The sequence below is a fragment of the Mesorhizobium sp. CA5 genome, assembly GCF_020165105.1.
Taxonomy (GTDB): Bacteria; Pseudomonadota; Alphaproteobacteria; order Rhizobiales; family Rhizobiaceae; genus Mesorhizobium.
The window spans coordinates 75,494-90,633 of sequence record NZ_JAIUHJ010000024.1; the positions used below are offsets into that span (position 1 = coordinate 75,494).

The 15,140-nt window shown below is 64.6% G+C and carries 16 protein-coding genes; 7 read left to right on the forward strand and 9 right to left on the reverse strand.

Annotated features, from left to right (window positions below; translation table 11 throughout):
• Positions 1-45: 45 nt before the first annotated feature.
• Both LB529_RS25155 and rlmN read right to left on the reverse strand, forming a co-directional pair.
• On the reverse strand, positions 46-513 hold the full coding sequence (locus LB529_RS25155) for a hypothetical protein (protein WP_224712598.1): 468 nt from the start codon (positions 511-513) through the stop codon (positions 46-48).
• Positions 510-1,742: a 23S rRNA (adenine(2503)-C(2))-methyltransferase RlmN gene (gene rlmN / locus LB529_RS25160; protein ID WP_224712599.1), complete on the reverse strand. Its 1,233-nt coding sequence runs from the start codon at positions 1,740-1,742 to the stop codon at positions 510-512. Before rlmN ends, LB529_RS25155 begins: the two co-directional genes overlap by 4 nt.
• A 365-nt stretch (positions 1,743-2,107) precedes the next feature.
• Here rlmN and LB529_RS25165 point away from each other — a divergent pair, with 365 nt between their 5' ends.
• On the forward strand, positions 2,108-2,407 hold the full coding sequence (locus LB529_RS25165) for a hypothetical protein (RefSeq protein ID WP_224712600.1): 300 nt from the start codon (positions 2,108-2,110) through the stop codon (positions 2,405-2,407).
• A 179-nt stretch (positions 2,408-2,586) separates the two neighbouring features.
• Complete coding sequence (locus LB529_RS25170) at positions 2,587-3,936, forward strand: chloride channel protein (RefSeq protein WP_224712601.1); 1,350 nt, start codon at positions 2,587-2,589, stop codon at positions 3,934-3,936.
• Between the two features lie 66 nt (positions 3,937-4,002).
• Here the strand turns inward: LB529_RS25170 and LB529_RS25175 are convergent, their stop codons facing one another.
• The 3 genes from LB529_RS25175 to LB529_RS25185 all read right to left on the reverse strand — a co-directional run bounded on the left by LB529_RS25175 (position 4,003) and on the right by LB529_RS25185 (position 6,027).
• Entirely contained in the window at positions 4,003-4,506 is a 504-nt protein-coding gene (locus LB529_RS25175; protein ID WP_095769999.1) for an invasion associated locus B family protein, read from the reverse strand.
• 257 nt (positions 4,507-4,763) lie between these two features.
• Positions 4,764-5,126, reverse strand: a complete 363-nt coding sequence (locus tag LB529_RS25180) for a YkvA family protein (protein WP_224712602.1) — start codon at positions 5,124-5,126, stop codon at positions 4,764-4,766.
• A 607-nt stretch (positions 5,127-5,733) separates the two neighbouring features.
• Complete coding sequence (locus LB529_RS25185; protein ID WP_224712603.1) at positions 5,734-6,027, reverse strand: 4a-hydroxytetrahydrobiopterin dehydratase; 294 nt, start codon at positions 6,025-6,027, stop codon at positions 5,734-5,736.
• Between the two features lie 49 nt (positions 6,028-6,076).
• On the opposite strand from LB529_RS25185, the gene LB529_RS25190 reads away from it, so the two are divergent.
• Positions 6,077-6,592, forward strand: a complete 516-nt coding sequence (locus tag LB529_RS25190; RefSeq protein WP_224712604.1) for a low molecular weight protein-tyrosine-phosphatase — start codon at positions 6,077-6,079, stop codon at positions 6,590-6,592.
• Here the strand turns inward: LB529_RS25190 and thpR are convergent.
• Together thpR and LB529_RS25200 are read right to left on the reverse strand one after the other, a co-directional pair.
• Complete coding sequence (gene thpR, locus LB529_RS25195) at positions 6,499-7,092, reverse strand: RNA 2',3'-cyclic phosphodiesterase (RefSeq protein ID WP_095769997.1); 594 nt, start codon at positions 7,090-7,092, stop codon at positions 6,499-6,501. The genes LB529_RS25190 and thpR overlap by 94 nt on opposite strands.
• A gap of 118 nt (positions 7,093-7,210) precedes the next feature.
• The gene (locus LB529_RS25200; protein ID WP_224712605.1) at positions 7,211-7,855 is read right to left on the reverse strand and encodes an arylesterase; all 645 of its coding nucleotides are present in this window, start codon (positions 7,853-7,855) and stop codon (positions 7,211-7,213) included.
• Positions 7,856-7,937: 82 nt separating this feature from the next.
• On the opposite strand from LB529_RS25200, the gene LB529_RS25205 reads away from it, so the two are divergent.
• The 4 genes from LB529_RS25205 (at position 7,938) to LB529_RS25220 (ending at position 12,881) form a co-directional block, all read left to right on the forward strand.
• Positions 7,938-8,633: an ABC transporter ATP-binding protein gene (locus LB529_RS25205; protein WP_224712606.1), complete on the forward strand. Its 696-nt coding sequence runs from the start codon at positions 7,938-7,940 to the stop codon at positions 8,631-8,633.
• 4 nt (positions 8,634-8,637) lie between these two features.
• A complete protein-coding gene (locus tag LB529_RS25210; protein WP_224712607.1) occupies positions 8,638-11,193 on the forward strand; it encodes an ABC transporter permease in 2,556 nt (851 codons plus the stop codon).
• A gap of 248 nt (positions 11,194-11,441) precedes the next feature.
• The gene (locus LB529_RS25215; RefSeq protein WP_095769993.1) at positions 11,442-12,182 is read left to right on the forward strand and encodes a Bax inhibitor-1/YccA family protein; all 741 of its coding nucleotides are present in this window, start codon (positions 11,442-11,444) and stop codon (positions 12,180-12,182) included.
• A 117-nt stretch (positions 12,183-12,299) separates the two neighbouring features.
• Positions 12,300-12,881: a GNAT family N-acetyltransferase gene (locus LB529_RS25220; protein WP_224712611.1), complete on the forward strand. Its 582-nt coding sequence runs from the start codon at positions 12,300-12,302 to the stop codon at positions 12,879-12,881.
• A 97-nt stretch (positions 12,882-12,978) separates the two neighbouring features.
• Here LB529_RS25220 and LB529_RS25225 read toward each other — a convergent pair whose 3' ends face one another.
• Both LB529_RS25225 and LB529_RS25230 read right to left on the reverse strand, forming a co-directional pair.
• On the reverse strand, positions 12,979-13,365 hold the full coding sequence (locus LB529_RS25225) for a DUF2794 domain-containing protein (protein WP_224712608.1): 387 nt from the start codon (positions 13,363-13,365) through the stop codon (positions 12,979-12,981).
• A 582-nt stretch (positions 13,366-13,947) separates the two neighbouring features.
• The gene (locus LB529_RS25230) at positions 13,948-14,736 is read right to left on the reverse strand and encodes a DUF1223 domain-containing protein (protein ID WP_095770028.1); all 789 of its coding nucleotides are present in this window, start codon (positions 14,734-14,736) and stop codon (positions 13,948-13,950) included.
• Between the last annotated feature and the right edge of the window lie 404 nt (positions 14,737-15,140).

The following is a 15,140-nucleotide window of genomic DNA, read 5'->3' on the forward strand; positions in this document are numbered from 1 at the left end:
AACCGGGGTCAAGCCGGAGTTTGGCTCAGTTGATCCGGGTGCAGCCTACCGCTCCAGGCCGGGCAGCGCCTCACGGCGCCAGCTTCCGGCCCATCGGCCGGCGGAGAGCCAATAGAAGATGCCGCCGACCATGCCGGCGCCGATCACCGCCAATCTGGCATTGGTTTCGGTGACATCGAAATCGGCGTCGCCCACATTGTGCACGAATCCGAGGAAAACGAGTGCGATGACGGCGCCGCCCAGCGCGTAGAACAGCCAGTCGCGCCGGCCGAGCACTTCGGCGGTCAAAATGACGACCGCCGCCGGCATGAAGGCGAAATAGGCGACGAACAGCGCCACGAAAGGCACCGAGAAATAGAGCGAGGCGGTCGCCGTCGGCTCCGGATCGGCCGGGGTGTAGCCCAGATGCGCCAGGACCAGGATGTTGAGGAAGGCGCTCGCCGCCAGCGAGCCGACGACATAGCCGATCAGGATGACGGCGAAGCGAATGAGGTAGGCGATGATGCGCCTCACGCCTCGCCGTGTCCCGCGATCATCATGGCTTCGAGCGCCAGCCGGTCAACCTTGCGCATGCGCTCGGACTCCGACTTCAGCTGGCCGCAGGCGGCGAGGATATCGCGGCCGCGCGGGGTGCGGATCGGCGAAGCATAGCCGGCATTGTTTATATAGTCGGCAAACTTTTCGATCGTTTCCCAGTCCGAGCACTGGTAGTTGGTGCCCGGCCACGGGTTGAACGGGATCAGGTTGATCTTGGCCGGAATGCCTTTGAGCAGCTTGACCAGCGCCTTGGCGTCGTCGAGGGAATCGTTGACATCCTTCAGCATCACATATTCGAAGGTGATGCGCTTGGCATTGGAGAGGCCGGGATAAGCCTTGCAGGCGGCGATCAGTTCCTTCAGCGGGAACTTCTTGTTGATCGGCACCAGCAGGTCGCGCAGGTCGTCATTGGTGGCGTGCAGCGAGATCGCCAACATCACGCCGATCTCCTCGCCAGTGCGGAAGATTTCCGGCACCACGCCGGAGGTCGAAAGCGTGATCCGCCGCTTCGACAGCGACAGCCCGTCGCCGTCGGAGGCGATCAGCAGCGCCTTCTTCACCGCCTCGAAATTATAGAGCGGCTCGCCCATGCCCATCATGACGACGTTGGATACCTTGCGGCCCTCGGCCGGCACAATGGCGCCGTCCGGCGTGTCGCGGTCGGGGAAATCGCCGAGGCGGTCGCGCGCGGTGAGCAGCTGCGCCAGGATCTCCTCGGCGGTGAGGTTGCGCACCAGCTTCTGCGTGCCGGTGTGGCAGAAGGAGCAGGTCAGGGTGCAGCCGACCTGCGAGGAAATGCAGAGCGTGCCGCGGCCTTCCTCGGGAATATAGACGGTCTCGATCTCGACCGGACGGCCGGCGCCGCGCGGCGGAAAGCGGAACAGCCATTTGCGCGTGCCGTCGGCAGAGATCTGCTCCTCGACGATCTCGGGCCGGGCGACGGTGAAATGCTTGTCGAGCTCGGCGCGCAGGTCCTTGGAGATGTTGAACATATGGGCGAAGTCGGAGACGCCGCGCACATACATCCAGTGCCAGAGCTGCTGGGCGCGCATCTTTGCTTGGCGCTCCGGCACGATGCCGGCGCCGACAAGCGCCTCGCCGAGCTCGGCACGGGTCAGGCCGATCAGCGACGGCTTCTCGGCCGGTGCTGCGCGGCGCAAGGCGTCACGTGCGCCTTCGGCGGTAAGATCAAGCGAAATGGTCATGGTGGCGCCAATATAAGCGATTTGCGGCCGATTTCAGCACCGGCCGCACAGGAAACGCGGCGCATAGCACAGCCCGGCGCCGGAGTCATGCGCCCCGCTTTCCTTCTCCCCTTGTGGGAGAAGGTGGCCGAGCGAAGCTCGGTCGGATGAGGGGTGCTCCAGCGGAGTGAGGCGTTGGTGTTCACTGGAACACCCTCATCCGTCTCGGCGCTGCGCGCCGATCCACCTTCTCCCACAGGGGGAGAAGGCCGCGACTGGCGATGGCCCTCAAAACAGATCACATCTTCGTGTTGGCGTAACCAATCGAAACGCATCCGCGAACCTGAAAGGGGCGACCATGCCCCTCAACAATGGGAGTTGTTCAGATGCACTCGATCAAGTTCGCACTCATTGCCGGCCTCGCCGGTCTTTGCGCCTCGCAAGCCTTTGCCGAGGACACGATGGGCGCCATGACGATGATGAAGGGCGGCCAGGTTACCGCGATCATGCCGGACGGCCACATGGGCACCATGATGCCGGACGCCAAGATGAGCGCCGAAATGATGAAGATGGCCAAGCCGATCAAGCATTGCATGATGATGATCACCGACGCCAAGGGCAAGGCCTACATGATCGACACGTCGACCAAGAAGGCTCAGGCCGAATGTGAAAAAATGGCGATGTGACCTCGCCGATCCTGCGTGCCGACCTCCCCGCCGGCCGGTGCGCCGGCGGGTTATCCGCCATCCGCTAACGTCCCGTTGAACACCGCTCCTCGACCCGACTGACATGGCGTCGGGCTCGCCCTTCCGGGTTGATCGACCCGGCGAGTGTGCTAGGGCGAGTAACCATCACGAGGACGGTCATGGCCGGCATATCCCGAAAATACCGCATGCTGCGGCGTTCCCACGCCATGTGGATGTCGCGGCGCGTCTGGCAGCCGCGCCTCGTCTTCTGGGCGGGCGCCATCTCGATCGGCCTGATCAGCGTCCTGTTCGCGTTGCTCGCCGACCGGGCGCAGGCCCTGTTCCATGCCGTGATGGGCAATGACGGCGGCTGGCGCTTCTATCTGCCGCTCGTCGTGACGCCGCTCGGTTTCGTCGTTTGCGCCTGGCTTGCGCATTCCTTCTTTCCGGGCTCGCAAGGCAGCGGCATTCCGCAGGCGATCGCGGCGCGGCATCTGCGCGACGAGGAAGACCGCAGCCGCATCCTGTCGCTGAGGCTGGTGGTGGGAAAGATCGCGCTGACCATCGTCGGCCTCGCCTGCGGCGCCTCGATCGGGCGCGAAGGCCCGACAGTGCAAGTCGGCGCTTCGCTGATGCTGCAGGCGGCGCGCTGGGGCGGGATGGCGCAGGCGCGGGGCCTGATCCTGGCAGGCTCCGCCGCCGGCATCGCCGCCGCCTTCAACACGCCGCTTGCCGGCATCGTCTTCGCCATCGAGGAAATGGGCCGGGCCTACGAGGCGCGCACCAACGGGCTGGTGCTGACGGCGGTGATCCTGGCCGGCCTCGCCTCGCTCGGGCTGCTCGGCAACTACACCTATTTCGGCGTCGCCAAGGACACGGTCGCCTTCGCCGCGGACTGGCCGCTGGTGCTCGCCTGCGGCGTCATCGGCGGCGGTGTCGGCGCGCTGTTCTCGCTCTCGGCGATGAAAGTCATGCGCCGCATTCGGCGCTGGAACACGCTGCAGCCGCTGCCGCGCACGCTGGTCGTGGCGGCTGTCTGCGGCCTGGCCGTCGCCGCGATCGGCATCGCCTCCGGAGGATCGACCTTCGGCACCGGTTATGTCCAGGCGCGCGGCGCGATCGAAGGCACGCCGCTGCCGGCCTTCTTCTTCGTCGAGAAATTCGCAGCCGGCCTGCTATCGATGGTATCGGGCATTCCCGGCGGCCTCTTCGCGCCGTCGCTGGCGGTGGGCGCGGGGCTGGGCAGCACGCTCGGCCTGGTCTTCGGCACGGCCACCGGCACGGCGGCGCTGCTCGGCATGGCCGGCTATTTCGCCGGCGTCGTGCAGGCGCCGATGACGGCCTTCGTCATCATTCTCGAGATGACCGGCAACCACGACAATGTGATCGCGCTGATGTGCGCGTCGATGCTGGGCTACGGCACGGCGAGGCTGATCTCCAACGAGCCGCTCTACCATGCGCTGTCGCGCGTCTTCATCGCCGAGGCGATTCGGCGGCGCAGGGCGCAGCCAGAGCCGGCGCAGGGCTGAGCGCCATCACAAACAAAAGGCCGGGCATGATGTCCAACCTTGCGTCAGGTTCGAATGCGGTTCCGCCTATTTGCACTTGGCGATCGAGGCCAGCGCGGCCGAGATGCCCTTCAGCGAGAAGACATAGGAGGTGGGATTGCCACGGCCGGACTTGGCCTGAACCTTCATGTCGGAGCCGGTCTTCATGGCGGCGATCAGCACCGGCTCTTCCGCCGCGTTCTCGACCCAGGCCGACTTGCCGCGGGTGAACATCGAGAAGCTCTTCTTGTCGATGGTGACGGTGGCCTTCGAGCCTTCCTGGAAGTTGTAGCCCGCGATGAACTGCGGCTCGTAGGAGACCTGCTGTCCGGGACGCTGGCTGACGAAGAAGAACATGTCGCCATGGTCGAGCGACGGCGGCTGCTTGTCGGTGGGCACGGTCAGCACATAGCAGACCTTGCCGGCGGCCGACTGATAGCTGTAGGTGCCCCAGGCATTGTGCTGGCCGATCTTGGTCGCCTGCTGCGCCAACGCCGGCGCCGCCGAGGCCGCCAGGACCAGGCTGGAAACTATAGCAATCAATCCGCGCATCGTTCTTCCCGTATTCCAAATGGTGCGGAGGCGGGCCGCGTGGCGTCCTGCCGTCGCTTCATTTTGATTTAATCAGGGTTACCAAACGGTGAATTGTCCTTGAAGAAAAGGAACCCACCCCAGGAAACCGCCACCATCCGCGCCGCCACTGTGGATTGATGCCGGCGCGACGTCCCGGCGCGGAGTTGGATGCCACGAAAACGGCAAGAGTTTGTCTTTTCGTCCGCGCCGATTTGCGGGCCTGAAGCGAGCCGGGATCAGCTCTTGTCCGCCAGCGCGTCTTTGGCGGCCTGCCTGTGGGCAGGCGTGATATGCGCGCTGACGGCGGAGATCGCCGCGGTCAGCACGGCAAGGTCGTCGGTGAAGCCGAGGCCGAAGATGAAGTCGGGAACGAAATCCACCGGCAGGACGAAATAGCCGAGCGCGGCGAGCAGGATACCCTTGGCGCGCAGCGGCGTGTCCTTGTCCATGGCGCAATAATAAGCGGCGACAACCTCGTCCATGAACGGAATCTGCCGCGCCGCCTTCTTGGCGGTGCGCCAGAATTTTTCGCGCACCTCGCCCTCGCCGGCAAGCTTGTCGCCGAAGCCGAAGAAATCGAAACCGGTACCTTGCGCCATCAATCGCTCCTTGGCCGCGTGCATCGTTGCGGGCGGCTCGCCGCGGCAAAATGTGGTGAAAGCGGGAGGCGGCTACAAGAGTTTAGGAGGCGCGCCGACCTGAAAATCGAACTCGCAACAATAACCAGCGTGGCAATCGCCTCAGTGTGGTGGTTGGCCAAGGCATCCCTCCGATCGTCATCCACGGGCGGAGCAAGGAGCGAAGCGACGCGCGCAGACCCGAGGATCCATTCCGTGACATACGAGCGCCGCTCACGGTGCAGAATTCTGCTCCGCTGCAATTCTCGGCAAAGGTCACGGAATGTCGCTTCGCTCCTTGCTCCGCCCTGGAATGACGAAGCCAGGCTGCTACGGTGCAGAATCCTGCTTCGCTGCATTCCTCGGCCAAGATCACGGAATGGCCAGGATCACGGAATGGATCTCGGGTCTGCGCGCCGCTTCGCGTCGCTACGCCCGTGGATGACGAGGTTGAGAGGCTTTGGCCAATCGCGAACGTTCGCCACGATCTGCACCGCCGCGACGCTCGTAGGTCACGGAATGGATTCCAGGGTCTGCGCGCGTCGCTTCGCTCCTTGCTCCGCCCTGGAATGACGAAGTCCGCTCGCTCTCAGCCGAAATACATGTTCATCCGCTTGGCGAGCTCGATATCCAGCGCCGTGACGCCGCCTGCGTCATGCGTGTTCAGCGTCACGTCGACGGTCTTGTAGACATTCGACCAGTCCGGGTGATGGTCCATCTTTTCAGCCGCCAGCGCCACGCGCGTCATGAAGGCGAAGGCCTCGGAGAAATTCTTGAAGACGAAGCTGCGCTTGATGGAGGCGCCGTCGGCGGCGAGCGACCAGCCCTCAAGTTCCGCAAGCGCGGCGACGATCGCTTCCTTGCTGAGTTTTTCCCTGTTCATGTCCGGTCCCTATGTTATTCGGAGGTGATCCAACCATAGCGCCGGATCAATGAGCGCAAACCCCATAAAATCCATTCTGTTCGTCTGCCTTGGCAACATCTGCCGCTCGCCGCTGGCCGAGGGCGTGTTCCGCGCCGTCCTGACCGAGCAAGGCAAAGACCAGGGTCTGGTGATCGATTCGGCCGGGACGGGCGGCTGGCATGCCGGCCAGGAGCCGGACCGGCGCTCGATCGCGGTGGCGGCAAGGCACGGCGTCGACATTTCAGGGCAGCGGGCGCGCAAGGTGCTGCCGGAGGATTTTTCGCGGTACGACCTGATTCTCGGCATGGACAATGCAAATGTGCGCGACCTCAAGGCGCTGGCGCCGCAGGCCGCGCACGACCGCATCCATCTCTATCTGGATTTTGCCACGGGAAAGGCCGTGGACGTTCCCGATCCCTATTACGACGGCGCCGAGGCCTTCGCCTCGGTCTACCGCATGATCCGCGAGGCGTCGGATGCGCTGGCGAAGCGGCTTGGGGCCAGCGCTTCGCCGACCAGCGGCCAGGCTTCCTCGACGATGTAGGGGCCGCCGCCGACCGAATCGCGCGACGACATCAGGACGAAGCGGCCGACGCGGAAGGGCAATGCCGCGAAATTGCCGCGCGCCGAAAGATATTGCGCGACATCGAGCGGGCTCCCATTGCGCAGGCGCGCCAGCGTCACATGCGGCGAAAACTTGCGTGGGTCGGCCGGCAGGCCGAGCCGCTGGCAGATGCGGTCGATCTCGCCCTGCAGCGCCGTCAGGTCGGGCGAGGCCGACACGCCGGCCCACACCGCATGCGGCTTCTTGCCGCCGAAGGCGCCGACCCCGGAGAGCGTCATCTGGAAAGAGGGGCGGTCGACCCTGTCGAGGGCGTTGGCGATCTCGTCGGCGACATGGCCCTCGACATCACCGATGAAACGCAGCGTCAGATGGTAGTTTTCGACATCGATCCAGCGCGCTCCGGGCAGCCCGCCGCGGAGCAGGGACAAAGAGAGTGCGGCATCACGCGGAATTTCGAGGGCGGTGAAAAGACGTGGCATGTAAAGCCTCCTGTCCTCGAATCGAAACTCTCGTTCCTAGCGAATCATCGATATTGGCGCGGGGCAAGCGGTTTGTTGTCCACAAAGTTTCCCCAGCGGAAAGCGTGGCATTACGGACTCATGACGGCCCCCCATTGTCGGCGATCGCCTTTTCCACCACAGGCATGATGCGCTCAACCATGACATCGACCCCCTTGGGATTGGGGTGCAGGCCGTCTTCGAGCTGGCGGTCGGGATGGCCGGCGACGCCGTCGAGAAAGAACGGATAGAGCGGAACGCGGTATTTTTCGGCAAGCCGCGGATAGATGGCATCGAAGGCCTTCTGGTAATCGGCGCCGAGATTGGGCGCGGCGCGCATGCCGGCGAGAAGCGCCGGGATGTTGCGCTGCTTCAGCTTGCCCAACATCGCGTCGAGGTTCTTTTCGGCGATCTCAGGCGAGACGCCGCGCAGCATGTCGTTGGCGCCGAGCTCGAGGATCACCAGCCTTGTGCCGTCCGGCACCGACCAGTCGAGCCGCGCCAGCCCGCCGCTCGATGTGTCGCCCGACACGCCGGCATTGGCGACGGCGACGTCGAGGCCCTTTGCCTTCAGAGCCGCTTGCAGCCTGTCGGTGAAACCCTGACCGGGGCCAAGGCTGTAGCCAGCCATCAGGCTGTCACCGAAGCCGACGATGGTGAAGGTGGCGGCGCGCGCCGGCGAAATGGCGCCGCAAAGGGCGAGGAAAAGGATGAGGGCTGCGGCAGAACGGTGTTTGAATGCCATGCGGCGAGCCCCATATGACCGGAACAATCCAAGGGAGGAGACAGCGGCCGTCTCCTTTTTTCACATATAGGGCACTTTCATTGTGACAGAAGCCGTCATCGCGCTGAGGGACGTATCGCTGACGCTCGGCGAGGGCGCGTCCTCCGTCCATGTGCTGAAGGGTGTGAGCCTCGACGTGGCGCCCGGGCAAGCCACCGGCATCGTCGGTCCGTCGGGCTCCGGCAAGTCCACGCTGCTGATGGTCCTTGCCGGCCTGGAAAGAGTCGATTCGGGCACGGTCCGGATCGCCGGCGAGCTGATCAACGATAAAAGCGAGGACCAGATCGCTTCGTTTCGGGGGCGAAACATCGGCATCGTGTTCCAATCCTTCCATCTCATCCCCAACATGACGGCGCTGGAAAATGTTGCCGTGCCGCTGGAGCTCGCCGGCCATACCGATCCGTTCGGGGTGGCCGCGCGGGAGCTCGCGGCGGTCGGCCTGAGCGACCGCGTGACGCATTATCCGGGAGAGCTTTCCGGCGGCGAGCAGCAGCGCGTGGCGATCGCGCGGGCGCTGGCGCCGTCGCCGCGCATCCTCATCGCCGACGAGCCGACCGGCAATCTCGACCAGGCGACGGGAAAGCAGATCGCCGACCTCCTGTTCGCCAAGGCGGCGGAACGCGGCATGACGCTGGTGCTGGTGACGCATGATCCGGCGCTGGCCGGGCGTTGCGCGCGCCAAGTCTCGATGCGTTCGGGGCGGATCGAGGATGCGCCTTTGCTCAAAGTGACGGCATAGAGGCATGGCGGCCGCCCGGCTTCGAACCCTGAAGCTTGCCATCCGCTTCTCGCTGCGCGAGATGCGCGGCGGACTGTCCGGCTTCATGATCTTCCTCGGCTGCATCGCGCTGGGCGTCGCGGCGATCGGCGGCGTCAATTCGGTGGCGCAGGCGATCTCGGCCGGCGTCGCCAATCAGGGCCAGACGCTGCTTGGCGGCGATTTGCGCTTCCAGGTCAACCAGCGCAGCGCTTCCGATGCGGAGCTCGGCTTCATCAAGGGCCTCGGCACTGTCTCGCTCAATTCCGGCATGCGCTCGATGGCGCGGCTGGAGGACGGCTCGGACCAGGCGCTGATCGAGGCAAAGGCCGTCGACGACGCCTATCCGCTCTACGGTGCGCTGGAAACCGATCCGGCGCTGCCGAAGGAGCAATTGTTCGGCGAACGGTCCGGCGTGTTCGGCGCCGCCGCGCCCGACCTTTTGTTCGACCGGCTCAATCTTCACATCGGCGACAGGTTGAAACTCGGCAGCGCCACTTTCGAGTTGCGGGCGAGGCTGGTCAGCGAGCCGGATGCGGTGTCGGACGGTTTCGGTTTCGCGCCGCGGCTGATGATTTCGCGCCAGGGCCTTGCCGCATCCGGCCTGGTGCAGCCCGGCAGCCTTGTCGAGAACGCCTATAAGGTGCGCCTGCCCGACGGCACGTCCGAGGCGCGGATCAAGGACATCCAGGCTCAAGCCGCGAAGGATTTCCCGCAGGCCGGCTGGTCGATCCGCACGCGCAGCAACGCCGCCCCCGCGCTCTCCGCCAATATCGAACGCTTCTCGCAATTCCTGACGCTCGTCGGGCTGACGGCGCTGGTGGTCGGCGGCGTCGGCGTGGCGAACGCCGTGCGCGCCTATCTCGACGGCAAGCGCGGCGTCATCGCCACCTTCAAGAGCCTCGGCGCCTCGGGCGGCTTCGTCTTCACCGTCTATCTGGTGCAGATCCTGTTGATTGCAGGCCTCGGCATCGTGCTCGGGCTTATCGTCGGCGCCGCGATGCCGTTCGTGGCGAGCGCGCTTCTGCAGTCGGTCATCCCGGTGCCGGCGCAAGGCGGCTTCTATCCTGGCGCGCTGGCCCTTGCCGCGCTGTTCGGCCTGCTGGTGACGCTGGCCTTCGCGCTTTTGCCGCTCGGCCGCGCCCGCGACGTGCCGGCAACCGCGCTGTTCCGCGAAATGGGCTTTGAAAGCCGGGGCCTGCCGCGCCTGCCCTATACGGGCGCGGCGCTCGCGATCGTGCTGGCGCTGGCGGCGTTGGCGATCCTTTCGGCCAACGACTACCGCATCGCCTCGATCTTCGTCGGCGCCACGGTCTTTGCCTTCCTGGTGCTGCGGCTGGTGGCGGCGCTGGTGCAATGGGCCGCAAAAAGGAGCCCGCGTGTGCGCTCCGTTCCGCTGCGGCTGGCGCTCGGCAACATCCACCGTCCCGGCGCGCTGACGCCCTCGGTGGTGCTGTCGCTCGGCCTCGGGCTGACGCTTCTCGTCACCCTGGCGCTGATCGACGGGAATCTCAGGCGGCAGATCTCCGGCAGCCTGCCGGAGCGGGCGCCGAACTTCTTCTTCGTTGACATCCAGAGCAGCGATGTCGATGCCTTCGCCGGCCTTGTCGGCAAGGAGTCGCCGCGGGGGACGCTGGTCAAGGTGCCGATGCTGCGCGGCCGCATCATGGCGCTCAACGGCGTCGACGTCGACAAGGTGAAGATCCCGGCCGACGGCGCCTGGGTGCTGCGCGGCGACCGCGGCCTGACCTATGACGCCAAGCAGCCGGAAAAGGCGACGCTGACCGAAGGCGCGTGGTGGCCGCAGGACTATTCCGGTGAGCCGCTGGTGTCGTTCTCGGCCGAGGAGGGCAAGGCGATCGGGCTGAAGCTCGGCGACACCGTCACTGTCAATGTGCTTGGACGCAACGTCACCGCGAGGATCGCCAATTTCCGCCAGGTCGAGTGGGAGACGATGGGCATCAACTTCGTCATGGTGTTTTCGCCCAACACCTTCGCCGGGGCGCCGCATGGCTGGCTGGCGACACTGACCGACAAACAAGCCACTGCGGCCGACGATGCAAGGCTGCTCAATGCCGTCACCCGCGCCTTTCCGGCTGTGACGACGGTGCGCGTCAAGGACGCGCTCGACATTGTCAACCGGCTGGTGGCGCAATTGGGCGCCGCGATCCGCGCCGCCGCCGGCGTGGCGCTGATCGCCTCGGTGCTGGTGCTCTCCGGCGCTTTGGCCGCCGGCAACCGGGCGCGCATCCATGACGCTGTGGTGCTGAAGACGCTCGGCGCGACGCGACGAACGCTGATTACCGCCTTCTCGCTGGAATATATGCTGATCGGCTTTGCGACCGCGCTGTTCGCGCTTGCCGCCGGCGGCATCGCCGCCTGGTTCGTGGTCGCGCATATCATGACGCTGCCGTCGCATTTCATACCACAGGTCGCGGTGGCGACGATCCTGGTTTCGCTGGCGGTCACCGTCGGCATCGGCCTTGCCGGCACATGGCGGGTGCTCGGCCACAAGGCGGCGCCGGTGCTGCGCAACCTTTGACGGAGGGGGCCGAGAGCCACCCGCCCGCTTAAACCTTTGTAAGCCCGGTTAAATTTTTGTAAGAAAAGACGCCCGGAAGACCCGAAAACCGGCCTTTTGCCTTCTCACGAAGCGTTGCGCCTCGTTACCGTCTTGTTCTTGACGTCGAGAACGCTCATATTTTGCGCAGGCATGCTGGAGCCCCGCCAGCGGCGCCTGGTCTCAAAAGACCTGTCACCGGACGGGGCAGAAGCAACAGAGGATTTCCAATGGCTGATCCCATTCGCAACTACCAGACGTCCGCCGCCCCCGGCGTGCGCGTCGATATCGATCAAGGCCTGCGCGCCTACATGATCAAAGTCTACAACCTCATGGGGCTTGGCCTGCTCATTACCGGCCTTGCCGCCTGGGGCGCCTTCCAGCTCGCCATCACCGGCGACGGCCAGCTGACCGCTTTCGGCCAGCTCATCTATGCAAGCGCGTTCCGCTGGGTCGTCATCCTGGCGCCGCTCGCCGCCGTGATGTTCCTGTCGTTCCGCATCCAGTCGATGAGCGTGGGCGCGGCTCAGGCCACGTTCTGGGTCTATGCCGGCCTTGTCGGCCTGTCGCTGTCGACGATCTTTCTCGTCTACACCGGCACTAGCATCACCCAGACCTTCTTCGCCACGGCCGCGGCCTTTGGCGGCCTGTCGCTCTACGGCTACACGACCAGGCGCGACCTGTCGGCGTTCGGCTCGTTCCTGATCATGGGCGTGATCGGCCTGCTGATTGCGATGCTGATCAACATCTTCCTGCAGTCGTCGGCGCTCGCCTTCGCCATCTCGGCGATCGGCGTGCTGGTCTTCGCCGGCCTGACCGCCTACGACACGCAGAAGATCAAGGAGATGTATTTCGAAGGTGACGTCGCCGACGTCGCCGGCCGCAAGGCGATCATGGGCGCGCTGCGCCTCTATCTCGACTTCATCAACCTGTTCATGTTCCTGCTGCAGTTCATGGGCGACCGCCGCTAAGGGCGGTTACCCCGGTTTCAGTGGACCATAGATTTGCGAAGGGCGGCCCAACGGCCGCCCTTTCTTTTCGCGCAGTCCTCTGCTGATATCGAGGCAACAACGAGAACTGCACAAATTATGAGCACTATTGCGATCAGGGCCGCTACTGCGGCCGACCTCGACCGAATCACGGAAATCTATGCCGATGCGGTCGCGCACGGCACGGCAAGTTACGAGCTGGAGCCGCCGAGCCGCGTGGAGATGGGCAACCGATTCGACGCCCTGGCGGCGGGCGGCTTTCCTTATCTCGTGGCGGAGAAGGACGGCATCGTGCTCGGCTATGCCTATGCCGGGCCGTTCCGGCCGCGCCCCGCCTACCGATTCGTCATCGAGGATTCGGTCTATGTCGCGCCGGAGGCCAAGGGGCAGGGCGTGGGCTTGCTGCTAATGCGGGCGCTGATTGAGACGGCGCGCGCGGCGGGCTTCCGCCAGATCATTGCGGTGATCGGCGACGGCCACGCAGACAGCGCCTCGGTGCGGCTGCACGAGAAGCTCGGCTTCCGCCATTCCGGGCGCCTCGAGGGCTCCGGCTACAAGCACGGACGCTGGCTGGACACGGTGTTCATGCAGCTTTCGCTGAATGGCGGCGCGGAATTGCCGCCGGATCCGAATTCGCTGCCGGAGCGAAGGTTTCGGATTCAAAAGGAATTGAAGAACTGAAGAATTGAGGAACTGAAGACAAACGACTGCCGCACCGGCCGCCAAGCGCCCTTTTCCTCAGTTCTTCAATTCTTCAGTTCATCAATTCCCCTTCCCTTCACGCCTCGACGACCTTCAGCTTGGCATCGAAGACACCAAGCACGCGGCCGAGCTCCTGGCCTCGCTTGAGGATGCGGCCGCCGGCGGCGATGACGGCGAAAGCGCCTTGCCGGCGCGCCATCCTGGGGTCCTTGACGATCTGGAACAGCGGCACTTCGCTGGCCCGGCGGAAGACGGAAAAGACAGCGCGATCAGTGAGATGGTCGATCGCGTAGTCGCGCCATTCATTGGCCGCAACCATACGTCCGTAAAGCCTCAGGATCTGGTCGAGCTCGCGCCGGTCGAATCGCACCGGCTGGTCGAGGCGTGCGTTGCGCGCCTCGTGCAACGGGATCAATATTCCGGATGCTTCCCCATCCTCCGTCCCGCCGCTGTGATCGGTCATGCCTCGATCCTTCGATTGAATCATGCGCCGGCCAAGGTTCGCGCTTTCATAAGGGAATTGCAAGGGCACGATGGAAATGCGGGGCCGGCCGAACACGCGCGGGTCGCGCGGTTTCCCAAACGTCCAGTCACGTTTGCGAAACACATGTTGGAATTGGTGATGCTCCGCCACATTCTCGCCACAAATAATCCGCGCTCATGCCCCAATGTCCGACGAATTTACGGTCGTTGCCTGAGACGGTTCGGTCCGGCACCGGCTCGTAAACCCCAAGCCCCCCGCCCACGGGTCAGCGTCGGATCGAACCAACCTCGGTTTTTCCTTGGAAAAATCAGGTGCGACGATCCCAAAACCTGAATGACCGGCGTCAGAAGCAAGCTGACGCCGGTTTTTTATTTTTCCTTCTCCCCTTGTGGGAGAAGGTGGATCGGCGCGCAGCGCCGAGACGGATGAGGGGTGTTCCAGCGGAGTGAGACGGCCGCGACCTCGTCGCTGGACAAAACGGTGTCGCCAAGCTGGAGCACCCCTCATCCGTCCGAGCTTCGCTCGGCCACCTTCTCCCACAAGGGGAGAAGGAAAAGGCGCTCAAAGCCGGTCCGGTTTGCGAATAAATGCAGCGCCGAGGATCGGCCCCGGCATGCCGTCCTTGCCGACCGACTGCAGCAGCACCGCGCAGCCGCCCTTTTTGGCGATCTCGGTCATCGGCAGTTCGTAACGCTGCGCCTTGCCGTGCCACATGCCGGCGGTCTGGATGTCGGAAACGGCGTTCCAGTAGGTCAGGCTGCGGCCGCTGTTCTCGCCCTGGCCGATCTTCACCGTCTGCGGCGGATCGAAATAGACGATCACAACATGGGCGTCGCTCGGGCCGTTGCCGGCGTCGCCCGCGTCGATCATGACGCGGTCGCTGGTTCGGCTCACCTTGATGCCGACCCGCATGCCCTCGCCGGTCCGGTCCATCCGGGCCAAGGCGCCGTCGACATCCTTGCGGCTGGCGCCGTTGACGTGGCTGCGGCCGTTGATGACGGCTTGCGGCGTGTAGACCGAGCGGCTGCCGAAGGCGCGCATATAGTCATATTGGCGCTCGGTATTTTCCTTGGTGCTCAGCGTGTCCTGCCAGCCGAGATAGTCCCAGTAATTGACGTGGTAGGCGAGCGCGATGATGTCGTCCTTGCTGGCGAGCTCAGCAAAGAACTCGTCGGCCGGCGGACAGGAACTGCAGCCCTGGCTGGTGAACAATTCGATCACGCCCAAGGGCTTGTCGGTCTGAGGCTTGCTGGTCACGGCCTTGGCGGGCTCGGCTGCAAGGGCCGCGCCGCCCAACGCGGTGAGGGCCAGCGCCAGTGCCGCAAGCCGCAATCGTCCTTGAATTGCCATGACTTTCCAATTCCCGCCGGTGACGCCGGCCTTGTTCTGATTGCCAAAATATGTGGCAGAAGCGCCAGTCAACGGGAAGTCACGTTGCGGTGAAATTTTGATGTTGCAGCAGCAGGTAAGGGCGCAATAGCCGGGGTGATTGCATTTCACGGCGCGGTTCGATTCGGGAGCAGCGTCCTCGCCATGGGGCAAACTCTCCTGACCCCAGTCGATCTCTATTGCGAACGGTCGGGGCCTGGACTTTGGGCAGAGCCGGCCAATGCTTCGACCAACCTGACTTTCATTGCCGCGGGACTGCTGGCGGCGACGGCGAGGTTGGGAAGGCGAAGGCAGTAGGCAGTAGGCAGTAGGCAGTAGGCAGTAGGCAGTAGGCAGTAGGCAGTAGGCAGTAGGCAGTAGGCAGT

Coding starts and splice junctions, on each gene's coding strand:
- rlmN (WP_224712599.1), bottom strand. CDS start 1,742: ATGACCATTTCGCTTGATCTTACCGCCGAAGGCGCACGTGACGCCTTG.
- LB529_RS25165 (WP_224712600.1), top strand. CDS start 2,108: ATGCACTCGATCAAGTTCGCACTCATTGCCGGCCTCGCCGGTCTTTGC.
- LB529_RS25170 (WP_224712601.1), top strand. CDS start 2,587: ATGGCCGGCATATCCCGAAAATACCGCATGCTGCGGCGTTCCCACGCC.
- LB529_RS25175 (WP_095769999.1), bottom strand. CDS start 4,506: ATGCGCGGATTGATTGCTATAGTTTCCAGCCTGGTCCTGGCGGCCTCG.
- LB529_RS25180 (WP_224712602.1), bottom strand. CDS start 5,126: ATGGCGCAAGGTACCGGTTTCGATTTCTTCGGCTTCGGCGACAAGCTT.
- LB529_RS25185 (WP_224712603.1), bottom strand. CDS start 6,027: ATGAACAGGGAAAAACTCAGCAAGGAAGCGATCGTCGCCGCGCTTGCG.
- LB529_RS25190 (WP_224712604.1), top strand. CDS start 6,077: ATGAGCGCAAACCCCATAAAATCCATTCTGTTCGTCTGCCTTGGCAAC.
- thpR (WP_095769997.1), bottom strand. CDS start 7,092: ATGCCACGTCTTTTCACCGCCCTCGAAATTCCGCGTGATGCCGCACTC.
- LB529_RS25200 (WP_224712605.1), bottom strand. CDS start 7,855: ATGGCATTCAAACACCGTTCTGCCGCAGCCCTCATCCTTTTCCTCGCC.
- LB529_RS25210 (WP_224712607.1), top strand. CDS start 8,638: ATGGCGGCCGCCCGGCTTCGAACCCTGAAGCTTGCCATCCGCTTCTCG.
- LB529_RS25215 (WP_095769993.1), top strand. CDS start 11,442: ATGGCTGATCCCATTCGCAACTACCAGACGTCCGCCGCCCCCGGCGTG.
- LB529_RS25220 (WP_224712611.1), top strand. CDS start 12,300: ATGAGCACTATTGCGATCAGGGCCGCTACTGCGGCCGACCTCGACCGA.
- LB529_RS25225 (WP_224712608.1), bottom strand. CDS start 13,365: ATGACCGATCACAGCGGCGGGACGGAGGATGGGGAAGCATCCGGAATA.
- LB529_RS25230 (WP_095770028.1), bottom strand. CDS start 14,736: ATGGCAATTCAAGGACGATTGCGGCTTGCGGCACTGGCGCTGGCCCTC.